The 15,827-nt window shown below is 32.7% G+C and carries 17 protein-coding genes and 2 other annotated features; of the genes, 6 read left to right on the forward strand and 11 right to left on the reverse strand.

Going from position 1 to position 15,827, the window contains the following annotated elements; genetic code table 11:
• Nucleotides 1–192 precede the first annotated feature (192 nt).
• Nucleotides 193–414: a hypothetical protein gene (locus tag ACFVR2_RS21190; protein ID WP_387366394.1), complete on the reverse strand. Its 222-nt coding sequence runs from the start codon at nt 412–414 to the stop codon at nt 193–195.
• A 185-nt stretch (nt 415–599) separates the two neighbouring features.
• Here ACFVR2_RS21190 and ACFVR2_RS21195 point away from each other — a divergent pair, with 185 nt between their 5' ends.
• Nucleotides 600–1,112: a DUF3231 family protein gene (locus ACFVR2_RS21195; protein WP_387366865.1), complete on the forward strand. Its 513-nt coding sequence runs from the start codon at nt 600–602 to the stop codon at nt 1,110–1,112.
• Nucleotides 1,113–1,663: 551 nt separating this feature from the next.
• On the opposite strand, the gene ACFVR2_RS21200 is transcribed toward ACFVR2_RS21195, so the two are convergent.
• From ACFVR2_RS21200 to tyrS, 9 genes are all read right to left on the reverse strand, one after another.
• Nucleotides 1,664–1,990, reverse strand: a complete 327-nt coding sequence (locus ACFVR2_RS21200) for a sigma factor-like helix-turn-helix DNA-binding protein (protein WP_387366397.1) — start codon at nt 1,988–1,990, stop codon at nt 1,664–1,666.
• 1,325 nt (nt 1,991–3,315) lie between these two features.
• A complete protein-coding gene (locus tag ACFVR2_RS21205) occupies nt 3,316–3,483 on the reverse strand; it encodes a hypothetical protein (RefSeq protein ID WP_387366400.1) in 168 nt (55 codons plus the stop codon).
• A gap of 159 nt (nt 3,484–3,642) precedes the next feature.
• A complete protein-coding gene (locus ACFVR2_RS21210; protein WP_387366403.1) occupies nt 3,643–4,005 on the reverse strand; it encodes a DnaA ATPase domain-containing protein in 363 nt (120 codons plus the stop codon).
• A 299-nt stretch (nt 4,006–4,304) separates the two neighbouring features.
• Complete coding sequence (locus tag ACFVR2_RS21215; protein WP_387366406.1) at nt 4,305–4,673, reverse strand: hypothetical protein; 369 nt, start codon at nt 4,671–4,673, stop codon at nt 4,305–4,307.
• 134 nt (nt 4,674–4,807) lie between these two features.
• A complete protein-coding gene (locus ACFVR2_RS21220) occupies nt 4,808–5,389 on the reverse strand; it encodes a YdcF family protein (RefSeq protein WP_387366409.1) in 582 nt (193 codons plus the stop codon).
• Nucleotides 5,390–5,606: 217 nt separating this feature from the next.
• Nucleotides 5,607–5,741, reverse strand: a complete 135-nt coding sequence (locus tag ACFVR2_RS21225; protein ID WP_268895674.1) for a hypothetical protein — start codon at nt 5,739–5,741, stop codon at nt 5,607–5,609.
• Nucleotides 5,742–5,798: 57 nt separating this feature from the next.
• Nucleotides 5,799–7,178: a Na+/H+ antiporter NhaC gene (gene nhaC / locus ACFVR2_RS21230; protein ID WP_387366413.1), complete on the reverse strand. Its 1,380-nt coding sequence runs from the start codon at nt 7,176–7,178 to the stop codon at nt 5,799–5,801.
• 19 nt (nt 7,179–7,197) lie between these two features.
• Nucleotides 7,198–7,659 carry a GNAT family N-acetyltransferase gene (locus tag ACFVR2_RS21235; protein ID WP_387366416.1) on the reverse strand — a complete coding sequence of 154 codons (462 nt, stop codon included), beginning with the start codon at nt 7,657–7,659 and terminating at the stop codon, nt 7,198–7,200.
• A gap of 183 nt (nt 7,660–7,842) precedes the next feature.
• Nucleotides 7,843–8,086, reverse strand: a binding site (T-box leader).
• A gap of 4 nt (nt 8,087–8,090) precedes the next feature.
• Complete coding sequence (gene tyrS / locus ACFVR2_RS21240) at nt 8,091–9,347, reverse strand: tyrosine--tRNA ligase (RefSeq protein ID WP_387366418.1); 1,257 nt, start codon at nt 9,345–9,347, stop codon at nt 8,091–8,093.
• Nucleotides 9,348–9,413: 66 nt separating this feature from the next.
• Nucleotides 9,414–9,645: a binding site (T-box leader), on the reverse strand.
• A gap of 187 nt (nt 9,646–9,832) precedes the next feature.
• On the opposite strand from tyrS, the gene ACFVR2_RS21245 reads away from it, so the two are divergent.
• A complete protein-coding gene (locus ACFVR2_RS21245) occupies nt 9,833–10,408 on the forward strand; it encodes a LemA family protein (RefSeq protein WP_387366421.1) in 576 nt (191 codons plus the stop codon).
• Nucleotides 10,405–11,130, forward strand: a complete 726-nt coding sequence (locus ACFVR2_RS21250) for a TPM domain-containing protein (RefSeq protein WP_387366424.1) — start codon at nt 10,405–10,407, stop codon at nt 11,128–11,130. The genes ACFVR2_RS21245 and ACFVR2_RS21250 overlap by 4 nt, the downstream gene beginning before the upstream one ends.
• 77 nt (nt 11,131–11,207) lie before the next feature.
• Here the strand turns inward: ACFVR2_RS21250 and acsA are convergent, their stop codons facing one another.
• Nucleotides 11,208–12,926: an acetate--CoA ligase gene (acsA, locus tag ACFVR2_RS21255; protein ID WP_387366427.1), complete on the reverse strand. Its 1,719-nt coding sequence runs from the start codon at nt 12,924–12,926 to the stop codon at nt 11,208–11,210.
• A gap of 180 nt (nt 12,927–13,106) precedes the next feature.
• Between acsA and ACFVR2_RS21260 the strand changes: the two genes are divergently transcribed.
• From ACFVR2_RS21260 to ACFVR2_RS21270, 3 genes are read left to right on the forward strand one after another with little or no spacing between them, the layout of a single operon-like run.
• Entirely contained in the window at nt 13,107–13,739 is a 633-nt protein-coding gene (locus ACFVR2_RS21260; protein ID WP_387366430.1) for a GNAT family N-acetyltransferase, read from the forward strand.
• A 35-nt stretch (nt 13,740–13,774) separates the two neighbouring features.
• Nucleotides 13,775–14,416 carry an acetoin utilization AcuB family protein gene (locus ACFVR2_RS21265; RefSeq protein ID WP_387366433.1) on the forward strand — a complete coding sequence of 214 codons (642 nt, stop codon included), beginning with the start codon at nt 13,775–13,777 and terminating at the stop codon, nt 14,414–14,416.
• On the forward strand, nt 14,416–15,588 hold the full coding sequence (locus ACFVR2_RS21270) for an acetoin utilization protein AcuC (protein WP_387366868.1): 1,173 nt from the start codon (nt 14,416–14,418) through the stop codon (nt 15,586–15,588). The genes ACFVR2_RS21265 and ACFVR2_RS21270 overlap by 1 nt, the downstream gene beginning before the upstream one ends.
• The last annotated feature ends 239 nt before the right edge of the window (nt 15,589–15,827 follow it).

Consider the following 15,827-nt stretch of genomic DNA (forward strand, 5'->3'; position numbering starts at 1 on the left):
AAGAATCTTTATAAAAGATTCTTTTTTAATAAGCAAAAGGTAATTTATTGAAATAAAAAAATATCGTCTGTATCGTCTCTTTAAGTTTGTGATTGATTTTGACTAAATTTTTAAAATAATAATATGTTATTTTCGGTCGTCACGATATTTCCTTCTTATTCCTAATAGACCAACTAGCCCTAATAGTCCAAGTCAACCCCAATCATGATCGTTATTATCATTATTAGTAGTATTATTATATCGATTATCGGTCATTTTACTTGGATTGTATCGATTACTGTTCATATTATTGTTAGAAATAAATCGATTATTTGTATTATATTCGTCAGAAATGACGTTTGCAGCTGAAGCCATATTAGTTAAAAATAAGATCGATAATACTAATGCAAATAAAACTAAACAGAATCTTTTCATTACCACCTTTTTTAGGATAGGAGCATTAATATTTTTAGTAGTTAAAGTGCAAACCGTCATGGTAAATAAATAATATAAATAAAAATTGAGCATAATTTCTATTTTTTGTTAAAGAATATTGTTTGTACTTATTCCATGAAAAGGAGAAAAGTATGAATTTATTAACGAAAGGAAGTAAAATAATTATGGGTATTTTAAGTGGGAATCCTCAAAATGAACCATTACATTATGGAGAAGTATTTGGATTATGGAGCGCTGTATCAGTCGCGAAAGCAGCACTTGATGGATATCAAGTCTATATAAATCATACTGGTGATCAAGAATTAAAGGCATTTTTAAAACAAGTAATTGAATCTTCAATTAAGCCTTCAATAAAGGAAATAGAAGAAATTTTACTACATAACGATATCCCGGTACCACCTACACCAGCAGAACGACCTGAAGCAGATCTTGAACAAATCCCAGCTGGGGCAAGATTGCAAGATGCGCAAATAGCTTATATAGTAGCAGCCGATATAGCAGCTGGAGTTGTAGCAAGTAGTCAAGGAATGAGCCAATCAATTCGTGAAGATGTTGGTTTATTATATGGACAAATGGGTGCGAAGAAAGCCAAAGATGGTGCAGAACTATTACTAATTATGAAAGATAAAGGCTGGCTAGTACCACCACCACTTCATCATGAAACCAAACAACAATAATAGTAAAGTCCACTGAATAATCAGTGGACTTTGTTGATAGTTATTGAAATTAACATTATTTTATTACGTCGAAAATCACTTGATGAATTAAAGAAATGAGGTCTGGTTTCCAGAGTTCTCTCTTTTTTATTTATAAAATATTGTTCAGCTAACGGTTCCGTTAGTTGAACAACATCATGAGTCGCAAATGTGATTTTTTTTGACTGTTCATTAATACAAGAATTCATTCTCATTTTCAAAAGACTAAAAATCCTCTTTTAAATTAAAGAGGTTTTTACTTTTGTAATTATTTAGTTTATAAAGAGCTCCAACAATTGGAAAATAAAAGCTTTAGTACTGGCAAGTTAAAAAATTTTTCAAAAGAATGCTAAAAAGAATTTATTAGAAATAAATACCACTATATCAAAAGATACAGAGGCAAAAAGAAAAAGGCCTCCTATTCAAAATACCTTAAAGAATAGGATAATTTTTGGGGTTCAAAAGCACCTTAAACTTTAAAAATTAGTAATATTCAAACTAAAAAAATTATACAAAATATGATATTTTGAGGTTTATTTAATATCTAAAATATTTAAACAATATTCTTCAACGAACTTGATGGTTCTCACTAATTCAGAATGCTTCTTTTTAATATGACTTGCACTATAATTCAGTTCCTCAGCAATCTCTTCTAGAGTACAATCATAGATATACTTTAATTTAAGAACTTTATGATCTAGTTCTTTAAAAGTGCTTACTAGTATCATTAACTTTTCTTTTTGTTCAACTTTCATAGTAAGTTCATTCTTAATCCGTTCAATACGTTCTTCTAATTTTGCTCCATTCGACTCAACTTGTAGTTTTATATCTGATAAATAACCATATACCCATCTTTTCAATTCTCTTTCAGATTGTTATAAGTTGAATTCAAGATAGGATATTTCTTCTTATAATCTTTGATAATCTATAACCATTCATACAAAGAACAATCACCTACCTTTTCTCTCTTCGTTTTAATAGTTTGGTAAAACTTATTCGCTACAAGACATTCAAAAGGCAATATGTAATTCAGTAGGTAGATTTTTAACAACTTACTAATTCTCATGTTAAGACTAAAGGATTTTATTAATAGCTTGTCTTCTTGTAAGGCGTTTTCATTGTTTATTTTCTATTCTTAAAATCCAGTAAACATCTCCTCATTTGAAACATATCATGTACTAAGCAATTCATATCATGTTTGCTAATATCACCTTTTTTAGAGAAGATTCTTCCCAGATCTTCTCTTGTTTTTATCTAAAAATAAGCCATACAACAATTATCTAAAATGATACGGTAAATAGTGATATGAAAATGCATCCTCTTTATTTCCATCGTTATCGACATTAATTAAGTTAGTAATTTCATTAATTAGATTATCTTACATCGATCATTTAGTTCTCTCCAATTATCTTTGTATTTACCTACCTAAATTATAATACATAGTATAAAAAACTTTTGTAATATCCATACTTTATATATGGGTCAGCTCTGCCTAGCTCCCAAACTTTTGGCAGAACGAATGGCCCATTTTATTTTTCATTCATAACATATCTTGAATATTTTTTCCTCAATGATAAACCTATATTAAGGGCTACTACTTTCCCTGTTTTTTAATACCTATAACAATTAGTAGTCCCCCCGAGTTCTCCTTCTTCTGCCTTTTTCTTGGCAGGAGTTCAAGACCTACCTTTCCTACCTGTTCTCTGACAGAAGGAATCTATTTTTTGCACAACTCCTGTCTTTTTCACAACAGGAGTTGCTTTTTATTATGAATAAAGATTTTATTAATTCGTTAAACTATATTCTATGGTGGGTCAATCAAAATGAAATAGCGAACTAAAATCAATCTTCCTGACAAATACATTAATTGTCCTACCTGTACTTAATTTGACATTCGTCCTTTAATCTAACCTATATCCACAGGCTATGCCCGCAATTTGAGCAGATGCCTGGACGAACAATTTCTTTTTTATCCTGTTCAGTATCTACTTTATTAAATAAATCGTTCCAACTTTTCTTTTTCAAATAAATAAGAATACACTCATTTCAATTTGAAACGTATATATATATTACATTCTTGTTCTATTTTCATTTCTTTTAAGAAACCTTTTTATGGTTTCTTTTTTGTTAGAATAAATTCTAATAGGTGACATATATTTAAAATAAAAACATCCACCGATTTATCTTAAGCTCCATTATTATTTGGAGCTTTTTTTATTTGAAAATCTGCATATATTGCATCAAATTTAAGATAAAATTCTTTAGTTGCTTCTTTCTTCGCAAAACACACACTACACGAACATGATTGAAATTGAATTACTCCTGGATAAACTTCGATTACTTTTGAACACATCGCTTAACCCTCTTTAACGTTTTCATTCGGTTATTTTCACCGTACATTTCTAAAATCGTTGTATGTTGTATCATTCGACTGAAATCCCGTTCACCATACATCTCTAATAGATTGTTAGGATCATAGTTACTTGTATAAATTGTTGAACGACCAACTCGGCTATCTATCTAATGCCCACGAATCATCTTCAACCAATTTATTACTCCTGTATTCAGTACCAATATCATCGATTACAAGACAATCAATTGTACCCAAGGACCTTAAAAATTCCGATTCACATAAATTCGAATTCTTTGACCACGATTCTTTTATCTTGGTAAATATTTTAGGAGCTGGAATGAATGCAGCTGCAATTCCTTTTTTCATTAACTCTTTAATAATTGATACATACAAATGACTTTTACCAATACCAGGTTTGCCATATAGAAATAAATTTTCAGGTTTTGCGCCTTTAAAACGACTTACATAGGATTCAAAAAACTTATTTACTACAAATGATATTAGATATTTATGGTCATTCATTTAAGGATCTAGAAAAAGAGTCAGTTACAGCTTTTGAACAGGCATTAAATTTGTAATTGGGGGGACATTTGGGGGAGGTTTTATATTTTACTCTTCCAAACCTTACTATATATAGGGATTTTTAACGCTTTGAATTCTACAACCGTTAATAATATCGCTTCTTAGAAAGCGATGAAAACCCTCAATCAAATTTGATTGAGGGTTTCTTTTTATTATTTTACAACATAAAAAAAGCCCTCGACTTTACTCGAAGGGCTACTTATGCGGAAATAAGAGGTGTATTAAAATAACTTTTTATACTATTTTAATTTCACTACCGCTAAGTCATGTTGCAATGCATTATTACCTTCTTGAGGATCAAATGCAATGTCACTAAGTCCAAATACATTTACTACAACATCACGATCTTTTGGATGGTGAATTCTTACTTCATAAGCAAAAAGATTTACTGGAAGTTGGAAAGATCTAAATGTTCTATATTGATTTGGTGGAATTGAAACAGTAGATGGGTCAACCATAGGAAGAATTACAGGTAAACCACTGGACCAGTCAAACATTAAAACACTCACAGTACGAGCATCCTCCGGGTCAAGATTAACTGCTTCAACTGTTAAAAACTGAGTATCTGAATGTCTTCTTAATACGCCAGTTGACAAAAATTTTGACATCAACGTCACTCCTTTCATATTATTTGGACAAGCAAATCCATATAATATAAAATGTTTCAATCATAAGAAGTGAAACGGACATTGGTACAAATTAAATAATAGTTTTTATAAAAATGATAGATTGCCCACAATCATTACATTTGTTTATAGTAAATAGCTTTTAATATAGATAAACATTCTCTAAAGTATGCTGTCGGTATGATTACTTTTGGTGTTTTTGCAGGAAGACCGACTACATTTAACCCTTGTTTTTTAGCCAATTTTAAAGATCTAAATAAATGATAATCATTTGAAACTACGATTCCTTTTGCTTGATCGTTGTGTATGAGTTTTTTAGAGTATTTTATATTCTCATATGTATTTGTTGATAAATCTTCTTTCACAATTCGATCTTCTTCAATTCCTAATTTGATTAATTCAATCCTCATACATTCAGCTTCTGATATCAATTCATCGTTACCTTTTCCACCTGAAACAATAATTTTAGCACTTTTATTTTCCTTAGCATATTTAGCTGCTGTTTCAATTCGATAACGTAAAGCTCTAGTAGGCTTATCCTTTTTCAAACCAGCACCTAACACAATGACATAATCGGCGTTTTTAGGTACTTTATGCTGATATTGCAAAATGCTATTAACACCGATAAAAACGATACATAATAAATAACTTAGTATTCCAATAATAATTATATATATAATTATTTTAAAAAAGCTCATTACCTTTATCCCCTTAAATAAAATTACTTTTAACTAATATTTTATCGAATAATTAAGTGGATTTCACTAAAATTTGGAATATTCCACAAATTTTTAACATTATTCTTCATAAAAATTTCGACTTGCCAGTTAAACTGCAAATAAAAAATCCCCTATACGAAAAGAATTGGATGTCCTTTCTTTCGTATAAGGGATTGATTCAAAATTATTTATTCAATTATCTAGGATACTTATAGTCCATAGGATTATGCTGATCCTTCGAAAGTCTCTTTTGATGAGCTTTCGTTTTTGCATCTACATGATTTGCGTCACTAGGACGATTTTTCTTTGAACCACCTGCTGCATGACTCATTTTTTTCCCTCCATTAACCAGTTCGTACAAAAACTAGTTTACGTAGAAACAATTTGTTTATGCGACTTTTCTTGAACTTTCAACTTTATTTTCAACTTCTAATCCTTTACCGAATAAAGCAGCTAATATACTGAATAATGGTGTAATAAATAGTACGAATGAAAACGGTAAGTAATCAATAACAGGTACTCCTAATGTTGAAGCAAAAAATGCTCCACTTACACTCCAAGGAACGATTGGATTAAAAAGTGTTCCCCCATCTTCTAATGCACGTGATAAGTTTTTAAGTGGAATATTTTTTTTGATAAATACATCCTTTAATAATTGCCCAGGAAGTAGAATTGATAAGTATTGTTCACCTGTTAAAAGATTTACACTCATAGCAGATAATGTACTTGCAATAACAATATTCCCTTTACGTTTCAAATTAGATAATGACTGTATTAATGTCTCGAATACACGTAGCTCTTGTAATAATCCGCCTAAAGCAAGTGCAATAAATATTAATGACACAGACCACATCATCGATTGTAATCCTCCACGGTTAACAATCGAATTAAGCATTTCATTTCCTGTATCCGTTTGGAAGCCATTTTGTAATGTTGCAAACACTTTTGCAAGCGTAATACCCTTTTGAATGAAAAATGCTAAAACTAATGAACTAACAATACCAGCCGACATCGTTGGTAAAGTTGAAAAACCTCTAAATGCCATAATAAAAACAATTAAACATGGGATTAATAATAACGGATTCACTTCAAAGCTAGATGAAATTGCTTTTTTCATTTCTGTAACTTGCGCCATATCCGTATTACTATGGCCCATACCAATGATTAAGAATAAAATAACTGTAACAATTAATGCTGGAATTGTTGTATATGCCATGTGTCGAATATGCTCATTAACCTTTATCCCTAAAATACTTGGAACGAAATTCGTTGTATCTGAGATCGGTGACATTTTATCACCAAAACATGCTCCACTAATAATCGCACCTGCTGCAATTGCTGGTGGAATCCCCATAATATGGGCAATACCCATTAACGCTACACCAACTGTAGCGATTGTTGTAAACGTACTACCTGTAAAACTAGCAACGATGATTGTAATAAAAATTGCACTGATCGCAAACCATTTCGCTGAAAGAACAGAAATTCCGTAAAATAATAATGTAGGAACTGTCCCACTTAGCATCCAAGAACCAATCAATAAACCAATCATCATTAAGATTAATGTAGGTGACAATCCATTTTGAATTCCCTTTTTCATACCATTTTCAATCTGTTCCCATTTAAATCCTTTAAATAATCCAAATACAGCTAAACAAACAACACATAAAAGAAGCGGAATTTGTGGATCTGATTTTACCATAACTAGACAACTAGACATAATAACTGCAAACAGTACGATTAACGTACCTAATTCAATATTTTTCATTTTATATACTCTCCCTTATTTATACATCCATATATACGTGTTCACGAAACTTTACGAACCCTAGTTTCTCATAAAAGCTTCTTGCATTTTTATTATCAATCCAATAATCTAGCTCAATTCTAGAAAGATTATTCTCACGAGCAAATGAAGCAATTTTATGGATTAAGAATGAACCGTATCCCTTATTTCTTTTTTCTTCATTAATACTGACCTGATGAACATAACCTAACCGAAAAGCCTTTTTAATAGGTCCTTCTGGAATATTTTTTATTTCAATCCAAGCATAACCGACTAATTCTTCGATATCTTTTACGACGAAAAAATGATGCTCTGGTTTATCAACTACACTCTTGAAAAACTCAGTTATTTCAGCCAGATTATGAACTTTAAAAAACTCTGGAAATAAATCCGCATGTAGGTTTTGAACACCCTCATTAAGTTTTGCCAATATTCTGTAATCTTCTGTTGCAAATATCTCCATGATTTTCACCCTTTCAAAAATAGATAAAGAAAACTCGTTGATTGACGAGCCTTTTAGGCGATGGCAGAGACGTAGTTGCACTTATACTTTATTCCTAGAATTGGCTACTATGTCGAGCAAGGATCATCGCTGCAAATTTATACCTCTTAAAGTGCAAATAAAAAATCGAGGATCCCTATAAAATATAGGGACGACCTCGATCGCGTTACCACCCTAGTTATAAGAAATAAATACTTATAAAAGAAAAATTCCTTATCACTCGAATCTGTAACGTAGACTTACGTTCTTCCCTTCATTAGATCAACTAACTACGAAAAGAAAACTCCCGAAATGTAATTCATTTGATTGTGTAGACGAGTTTTCACCAACCACTCGCTCTCTGAACTACTACCAATCAAACTACTGCTTTTTCGTTCATTGTTTGTTCGATATTATAATGTAACCAAGTGGTATTTCTTCTTACCACGACGGATAATAATAAATTGCTCTTCAATTGCATCTTGTTTAGTTAACACAGTTGCAACGTCCTGTATACGATCTCCATTTACATAAACCGCACCATTTTGCACATCTTCACGTGCTTGACGTTTTGATGGAGAAATTTTTGCTTCAACTAGTAAATCTACTAATCCTTTTTCTGCTTCACTTAAATTAAATGAAGGTACGTCTTTAAAACCTTGTTTAATCTCAGCAGCCGTCAATTCTTTTACAGATCCACTAAATAATGCTTCTGTAATTTTAATTGCTTGATCAAGCGCTTCTTCACCGTGAACTAGTTTTGTTACTTCAGCAGCTAATGCTTTTTGAGCAACACGTTGTTCAGGTGCTTCATTAAATTGTTTCTCAAGTTCTAAAATTTCCTCTTTTGATAGGAAAGTAAAGTATTTCAAGTATTTAACTACATCACGGTCATCTGTATTAATCCAGAATTGGTAGAATTCGTATGGAGTTGTTTTTTCTGGATCTAACCAAACTGCTCCACCTTCAGTTTTACCAAATTTAGAACCATCAGCTTTAGTTACTAAAGGTACTGTAAGTCCAAAAGCTTTTGAATCTTCTTCTGTCTTACGGATTAATTCCATACCAGCCGTAATATTACCCCATTGGTCACTACCACCAATTTGTAATTTACAGTTATGGTCTTGGTATAATTTTAAGAAATCATATGATTGTAAAATCATGTAACTGAATTCAGTAAATGAAATACCTGCTTCTAATCGAGATGCAACTGAATCTTTAGCTAGCATGTAGTTTAATCCGAAGTTTTTACCGATATCACGTAAGAATGTAATAACATCTAATTCGCCTGTCCAATCAAAGTTATTAACTACTTTAGCAGCATTTTCACCTTCGAAGTTTAAAAATGGTAATAATTGTGTACGAATTCGTTCACTGAACATTTTTACTGTATCAGCAGTATTTAACGTACGTTCTGCCTTCTTACCACTTGGATCACCGATCATTCCAGTTGCTCCACCTACTACACCAATCGGTTTATGACCTGCAACTTGAAATCTCTTTAACATTAACACTGGTAATAAGTGACCAATGTGTAAGCTATCACCAGTTGGGTCAAAACCACAATATAATGAAACAGATTCTTCGCTTAATAATTTTTGTAGACCTTCTTCATCTGTCATTTGATTAATTAATCCACGAAATTCTAAATCTTGTAAGATATTTTCCATTTTTAGCCCACCCCTTCTATGATCTATACGTCGTTTAAACAAAATAAAAAGTCCCTACTGATAAACAGTAGGGACGAATAATTATAATCGCGGTACCACCCTAGTTGTAGCTAATAAATCTAGCTACCTCTCATACAATTAACGGTTGTTAACCGTTCTAATCCTAATTTGCATTAAACAAATTTCGAAAAAGAATGCTCCAGGGTGTAATTCATGTCAATGTCTGTGCTAATTCTCACCAACCATTAGCTCTCTGATCCAATACCATTCACACTACTAAGCCTTTCAACGCTCACTATTAAAATGTTATGAAACATTTATATCACAATTAAAACGTTTAAGTCAAATAGATAGTTAAATTTTTATTAATTTTATTTAAATTGTCATTCAATTTTTGAATAAAAATGCTTTCTATCAAATAATATGGTTAAATATTAATACTAACATCTTTAAAAATACATATTTTGGAAATGGAGTGTTTTTTCTTGAAGAATAAAGGAATATGGATTGCTTTAATTATTGTAGTCGTTCTAATCTTTATGGGTGTCGGAAGCTATAATAGCTTTGTGACTCAGGAAGAAAATGTAACAAATAAAATGTCGCAAGTTGATAACCAACTAAAACGTCGTTCAGATTTAATACCAAACTTAGTAAATACAGTAAAAGGATATGCTACACAAGAGAAAGATGTGATTGCTTCAGTAACAGATGCACGTGCAAAATTAGCTGGTGCTCAAACGACTGCTGATAAAAGTAAAGCTGATGCAGAATTGTCTGGAGCATTAAGTCGTCTATTAGTAGTCGTAGAAAACTATCCAGATTTAAAATCAAATCAAAATTTCCAAGCATTAATGGATAGCTTAGAAGGAACTGAAAATCGACTAGCTATTGCTCGTAAAGATTACAATGATGCAGTAACTGTTTATAACCAAAAAATCAAAAAATTCCCGGGCGTACTAGTAGCTGGACCTTTTGGATTCGAGAAGAAGGATTACTTTGAAGTATCTGAAAAAGATAAAGCTACACCAGAGGTTGACTTTAGTGGCGCTGGTAATAAATGAGAAAATTTCTCTCATCAATATTCCTAATAGGATTTCTTTTTTCATTTGCTACAGGAGCAAATGCTGAAATTAAAGTACCTGCTCAAGTAGGAGACATTTATGTACAAGATTATGCAAATGTTCTTAACAGAGAAGATACGCAAACTCTAATTCAATTAGGGAAAAAATTGGAAGACACTACCTCTGCTCAACTTGCGGTATTAACAATCCCAAGTCTCGAAGGAAATGATATTAAAGAATATGCTAATACAGCATTTCGAAAATATGGTTTAGGTAATAAAGAGAAAAATAATGGTGTTCTTTTGTTATATGCTAAAAAAGACAGACAAATAAGAATCGAAGTAGGATATGGTTTAGAAGGAGTTGTAACAGATATTAGATCTGGTAACATTCTGGACCAGAGTGCTATACCATATTTGAAAAAAGGTGAAGAATCCCTTGCATTAACAAACACATACAAATCACTATATAATGTTATTTTAAATAGCTCTGAACAAACTGGTCATTCTAAAACAAGTCATTTATGGGACAATTTAAAAGTATTCATCATCATTGCGATTGTGATCGCAATCATCATCATTGATATGATGTTCTTTAATGGTGTACTTACTTATTTCATTTTGAATTTATTACCTGCATTATTAAACTCATCGGGCGGCGGTGGCCCAAGGGGCGGTGGCGGAGGAAGCTCCGGCGGTGGTGGCTCCGATCGAAAATTTTAGAACAACAATAAAACCATTGGATTTTTTCCCAATGGTTTTATTTATGTAAACAAAATTCTACAAACTTGAGTTTTTTATTAATCTTCCATCGTTGATAAATCACCAGTTGGAAGGTCTAACTCCCATGCTTTTAATACTCTTCGCATAATTTTTCCGCTTCGAGTTTTTGGTAATTTATCACGGAATTCGATTTGTCTAGGTGCTGCATGAGCTGCTAGTCCCAGTTTTACAAAGTTACGGATTTCTTCCTTCAATTCATCTGAAGCAACATACCCATCTCTTAGTGCAACAAACGCTTTAATAATCTCACCTCTTACAGGATCTGGTATACCAATTACACCAGCTTCTGCAATCGCAGGATGCTCGACAAGCTTACTTTCTACTTCAAATGGCCCTACTCTCTCACCAGAAGTCATAATTACATCATCTACTCGACCTTGGAACCAGAAATATCCATCCTCATCCATATATGCTGAATCACCTGAAACATACCACTCATCATTTATGAAATATGATTGGAATTTTGCTTCATTATTCCAAATTGTGTTCATCATCGATGGCCAACCCTTTTTAATTGCGAGATTTCCCATCGTATATGGAGCAACTTCATTACCGTTATTATCGACAATAGCTGCCTCGATTCCAGGGAATGGTTTACCCATTGAACCTGGGCGAATTGGCATACATGGATAGTTACAAATTAATGAAGCTCCAGTTTCTGTCATCCACCAATTATCATGGATTCGTAAATTAAATACTTTTGCTCCCCAACGAACTACCTCTGGATTTAAAGGCTCACCAACACTTAAAATATGTCGAAGTGAATTTAAATCATATTTCTTAATAATGTCTTCCCCTGAACCCATAAGCATACGGAATGCTGTTGGAGCACTATACCAAACTGTTACTCCGAATTCTTGAATAGTTTCATACCAAGCATCTGGACTGAAACGACCTCCTAATATCACGTTAGAAGCACCATTTAACCAAGGTCCAAAAATACCGTAAGAAGTTCCAGTTACCCAACCTGGATCCGCTGTGCACCAATATACATCATCTTTTTGAAGATCCGTTACCCATTTACCAGTTTGATAGTGTTGGATCATCGCTTGTTGAACGTGAAGTACACCTTTTGGTTTTCCAGTTGAACCAGAAGTATAATGTAAAATTAAACCATCATGGCGATTTAACCATGTAATCTCAAAATCTGATTTTGCCTCTTTATAACGAGCTTTAAAATCAACAAATTTACCGCCTTCCTCAACATCATCACCAATAAGGAAGATTGTTTTTAATGCAGGTAAATCATTAACTGGAACACGTGATAATAATTCTGGCGTTGTTACTAATACCTTTGCCTCACTATCCTCTAAACGATCCTTTACAGCTCCTTCCATAAATGCCTCGAATAAAGGCCCAACAATAGCACCTAATTTTAAAGCTCCTAAAAGCGCAAAATACAATTCTGGTTGACGAGGCATGAAAATAAATACTCGATCACCTTTTTCAACGTCACCGAATTGTTTTAAAACATTTGCAGCCTTATTTGAATTAATTTTCATTTCTTCAAACGTATATTTTTCATTTCGCTTATCATCTTTGTAATACAACGCAACTTTATCTTTTCGATCAGAATTTGCATGACGATCGATAGCTTCAAAAGCTACATTATACTTTTGTGTCGTATACCAAGAAAACTCTTTTTCTACATCTTCCCACTTAAAATTTTTATAAGTTTCCTCATAGTTTTTTAAATTAAATTGTCCGTTTTTTACAGGAAGCGCTTCCACCTTCATCTAAATCCCTCCTTGATATTCTCTACTATCATTATACAATGATAAGATTTAATTTTCAGTATTTTTAATAAATTAACCATTTATATGTATTAGACACCTACTGTTTTTTTTCCTGTATGTCTTTCCTGCATTTTTTAGTATGATTATTAAAAAGGTGTTTTCTAAAGGGAGTGAGAAATATTGGATCACCCAAAAAAATATTTTTCAAAAACAATCCAAACTGTGCATGGTGGATTAATTATAGAGGGACCAGTCGAATCTGCCTTACTTGAAACATATCATTTTCATGAAAATTTAACATCTTTTAGACAACCAGCACAACAACATAAAGCAATAGTTGAAATTGCTAGTCTACCTGAAGCTAGAATTATTATTGCTAGACTAGATCAAACAATAGTAGGTTACGTAACTTATTTATATCCAGACCCACTTGAAAGATGGTCAAAAACAACTCTAGAAAATTTAATCGAGCTTGGAGCAATTGAAGTAATACCTGAATTCCGAGGTTTTTCAGTTGCTAAAAACATGTTAATTCTATCAATGCTCGATGATGCAATGGAAGACTATATCATTATCACAACAGAGTATTATTGGCATTGGGATTTAAAAGGTACTGGTTTAAATGTATGGGAATATCGAAAAATGATGGAAAAAATGATGAATGCCGGTGGACTCATCCAATTTGCAACTGATGATCCTGAAATCTGTTCCCACCCAGCAAACTGTTTAATGGTAAGAATGGGAAAAAGAGTTACAACTGAAGAAATTCAAGCATTTGACGCACTACGCTTTTTACAAAGATATATGTACTAACTGAACTTTACTCTCGAAAGGTAGGATTCAAAATAATGCTTATTCAAGATATTATGCGCAGTTCAAACATTACTTTAAAAAAAGAAAATACAATTGGTGATGCAGTAACAATTTTTCGAACAGGTGATGTTCGTCATATTCCAATTATTAATGAAGATGACCAAGTGGTTGGAATCATTTCTGATCGAGATGTACGTGATGCCCTACCTTCAACATTATTTCCACAAGCATTTTCATCTGTCCTTGAGGTTCCTGTTGAAAAAATTATGACGACTAACGTCATAACTTGCAGTCCAATTGACTTTGTTGAAGAAGTAGCAACTTATTTCTATCAATATAAAATAGGCTGTTTACCAGTCGTATCTAGTGGAAAATTAATCGGACTTGTAACCGAAATAGATGTATTACACACTCTAGTAACTTTAACAGGAGCATATCAACCTAGCTCCCAAATAGAAATCTTAGTCCATGATCATCCAGGCATTTTAAGTGACGTTGTTAACGTATTTTCAAAAGAAAACATTAATATTGTAAGTGTCCTTGTTTACCCTGCAAAAGAAGCGGATCATAAGGTACTTGTATTTAGAATTCAAACGATGAATCCACTTACGATCATTCAAACTTTAAAAACTGAAGGATATAAAATTCTTTGGCCAAATGAAGCGAGTGAATCATGATGAAAAAGGATGCATACTTAGTTTATAGTGAAGAATACCATGCCTATCAATTCAACGAAAAACATCCATTTAATCCGATTCGCTCTCAATTAGTTTATGAATTATTAAAATCCAGTAATCTATTAAATGATGCTGATATTATTCCACCAAGATTAGCAACAGATGACGAGCTGCTCCTTTTTCATGATTTACAATTTATCAATCAAGTTAAAAAAGCAAGTCTCGAACCAGTTAGTGCAAATATTGCTGAACAATTTGGGCTTGGAACTGAAGATACACCCATTTTTAAAAATATGCACGAGGCCAGTTCTTTAATTGTTGGCGGCACATTAACAGCAGTAGATGCCGTTTTAGAGGGAAAATCCAATCATGCTTTTAATTTAGGTGGTGGGCTACATCATGGTTTTAAACGAAAAGCCTCTGGTTTTTGTGTTTATAATGACTGTGCAATCGCCATAAAATATATTCAACAGAAATACGGATTAAAGGTGTTATATGTAGATACGGACGCACACCATGGCGACGGAGTTCAGTGGGCATTTTATGATGACCCGACTGTTTGCACACTCTCAATCCATGAAACTGGTAGATATCTATTTCCCGGTACAGGTGCGGTAACCGAAAGAGGACAAGGTAAAGGTTTCGGATACTCATTTAACATTCCAATTGATGCATTCACCGAAGACGAATCATTTCTATTAAGCTATAAAAAAGCAATAAACGATATAGCTGATTACTTCAAACCAGACGTAATTCTCACCCAAAATGGCTCTGATTCGCACTGTTACGATCCATTAACTCATCTATGTACGACAATGAAAACATTCGAGGAAATCCCAAAAATCGCTCATGAAATCGCTCATAAATATTGCGATGGCAAATGGATTGCTGTTGCTGGCGGGGGATACGATTACTGGAGAGTAGTACCAAGAGCTTGGTCTCAAGTATGGCTAGCTATGACAAATCAACAACCACCTTCAAACCTAATATCGGATAGCTGGCTAGAAAAATGGCAGAAAATTGCTAATGTTAAGTTACCTACAACCTGGACAGACAATCCATCAATCGTAAAACCTATTCCAAGGAAAAAGGAAATAGAGGAATACAATGAACAAGTATTATACCGTGCACTTGAGCCACTGCACATTCAGCAAAAGAGGCCTTTTATTTAAATACTACGCGCCGCTTGAGAGGGTATCTCGACGGCGTTTTTTTTATTTCGGGTAGATTTTGATCAAGAATTAGTAGAATTCAATTCCAATATGGTTCGTTTTTAGATAGATTTAGAACAAATTTGCTAACCTACTACTAAAAACTATCTAATATCTGTTAATAAAGGTGTGAAATACGATTACCGGTATATGTATACTATTGCTTTATTTGCGATTTACAAAGTTTTAATTGCTGTTTT

The organism is Gottfriedia sp. NPDC057991, from assembly GCF_042886615.1.
GTDB lineage: Bacteria > Bacillota > Bacilli > Bacillales > Bacillaceae_G > Gottfriedia.